Origin of the sequence: Streptomonospora wellingtoniae, assembly GCF_031845375.1 — a bacterium.
Classification (GTDB): Bacteria; Actinomycetota; Actinomycetes; order Streptosporangiales; family Streptosporangiaceae; genus Streptomonospora; species Streptomonospora wellingtoniae.
Genome location: NZ_JAVREK010000052.1, coordinates 1 through 2,000, shown reverse-complemented (window position 1 = coordinate 2,000; position 2,000 = coordinate 1). Strand labels below are relative to the sequence as shown.

At 72.7% G+C, this 2,000-nt stretch carries 1 protein-coding gene and 2 pseudogenes; 2 read left to right on the top strand and 1 reads right to left on the bottom strand.

Going from position 1 to position 2,000, the window contains the following annotated elements; all coding sequences use genetic code 11:
* Window positions 1-152, top strand: a pseudogene (locus RM446_RS24565) (succinate--CoA ligase subunit alpha); the annotation flags it as partial.
* A gap of 160 nt (window positions 153-312) precedes the next feature.
* Window positions 313-1,860 (top strand): aldehyde dehydrogenase family protein, encoded by a 1,548-nt coding sequence (locus RM446_RS24560; RefSeq protein WP_311547823.1) that lies wholly within the window; start codon window positions 313-315, stop codon window positions 1,858-1,860.
* Window positions 1,861-1,884: 24 nt separating this feature from the next.
* On the opposite strand, the pseudogene RM446_RS24555 reads toward RM446_RS24560, so the two are convergent.
* Window positions 1,885-2,000 (bottom strand): annotated as a pseudogene (locus tag RM446_RS24555) (2Fe-2S iron-sulfur cluster-binding protein); the annotation flags it as partial.

Sequence of the window (2,000 nt, the reverse complement as noted above, 5' to 3'; positions counted from 1 at the left end):
CGCCGGAGGGCAAGACGATGGGTCATGCGGGGGCGATCGTGTCGGGTTCGGCGGGCACGGCGCAGGCGAAGAAGGAGGCGTTGGAGGCGGCCGGCGTCCGGGTCGGCAAAACCCCCAGCGAAACCGCCGAGATCGCCCGCTCGCTCGGTTAACTATCGCCGCACGTCCTGTTTTCGTGAAGAGTCGCCGAAGAGCGCACGCCGCGGCCGTGGCCGCGGACGAGGACTTCGGGGGACCGTTGACGAGGGCCGGCGGCCGCGCGGCCGCCGGCCCCGCAGTATCGAGCAGCACCGCAACGACCAGGGGAACCCTATGACCCTCATGCTCAAGCCCGGGACCGAATGGACCACCCTGTACCAGCGCTGCCGCGAGATCGCCCCCGAGGCGTTCGCAGCCGACAGGGTGTACAACCACTGGGGCGGCCGCTGGCGGGCCGACGGCGAGCCGCGGCTGGCCGTCTCGCCCGTCGACGGAACCGAGATCGCCGGCCCGCCGATGGTCGGCGCCGACACCGCCGAGGCCGCCGTGCGCGCGGCGGCCGACCAGCACCGCGCGTGGCGCGTCACGCCGCTGGAGGAGCGGCGCGCGCGAGTGCGCGCGACCGTCGAGGCCTGGAGCGAGCACCGCGACACGCTCGCACTCGCGCTGGTCTGGGAGATCGGCAAGCCGTGGCGGCTTGCGCGCCAGGACGTCGACCGCGCCGTGTCCGGCGTGGAGTGGTACCTCGAACAGATCGAGGAGATGATGGAGGGCCGCGCCCCGCTGGAGGGGCCGGTCAGCAACATCGCCAGCTGGAACTACCCGATGAGCGTGCTGACCCACGCCATGTGCGTGCAGGCGCTCGCCGGCAACGCCGCCATCGCCAAGACCCCCACCGACGGCGGCCTGGTGTGCCTCACGCTCGCCGTCGCTCTGGCCGCGCGCGAGGGCCTGCCCTTCACGCTCGTCAGCGGCGGCGGCCGCGACCTCTCGCCCGTGCTGGTGCGCTCGCCGGAGATCGGCTGCGTGTCCTTCATCGGCGGCCGCGACACCGGCGGCCAGGTCGCCACCGACCTCGCCGACCTCGGCAAGCCGCACATCCTGGAGCAGGAAGGGCTCAACTGCTGGGGCGTGTGGGACTACAGCGACTGGGACACCTTCGCCGGCCAGGTCCGCAAGACCTTCGACTACGCCAAGCAGCGCTGCACCGCCTACCCCCGGTTCATCGTGCAGCGCTCCCTGTTCGACAGGTTCCTGGGCGCCTACCTGCCCGCGGTGGCCTCGGTCCGATTCGGCCACCCGCTCGCCGTCGCCTCGGCTCAGGACGACCTGCCCGAGCTGGACTTCGGCCCGCTGATCAACGCCGCCAAGGCCAAGGACCTCGCCGCCCAGGTGAGCGAGGCGATCGCGGGCGGGGCGGTCCCGCTCTACCGCGGCTCGCCGGAGGACGCCCTGCTGCTGCCCGGCCAGAACACCGACGCCTACGTCGCGCCGGTCTCGCTGCTGGAGCCGCCGCGCTCCTCGCCGCTGTTCCACGCCGAGCCCTTCGGCCCGGCCGACTCCATCGTGCTCGTCGACACCGAGGCCGAACTGCTGGCGGCCATGAACGCCAGCAACGGCGCCCTGGTCTCCACCATCTCCACCGACGACCCCGACCTGGGCGCGCGGCTGGCCGCGGAGGTGCGCGCGTTCAAGGTCGGCATCAACAAGCCCCGTTCGCGCGGCGACCGCGACGAGATGTTCGGCGGCTGGGGCGCGTCCTGGCGCGGCGCCTTCGTCGGCGGAAAGCTGCTGGTCCACGCGGTCAGCCGCGGCCCGGTCGGTGAGCGCCCGCCCGGCAACTTCCCCGACTACACCCTGGTGCCCCGCGAGCACTCCTGACCGCGACCGACCTCCGCGCCGGCGTCAGTCGTGGCGCCTCTGCTGTACGTGCTGGAAGCCGAACCGCCCCTTGATGCACAGGTTCCCGTGCGTCACGGGGTTGTCGTGCGGCGAGGTGACCTTGACGATCTCGTTGTCCT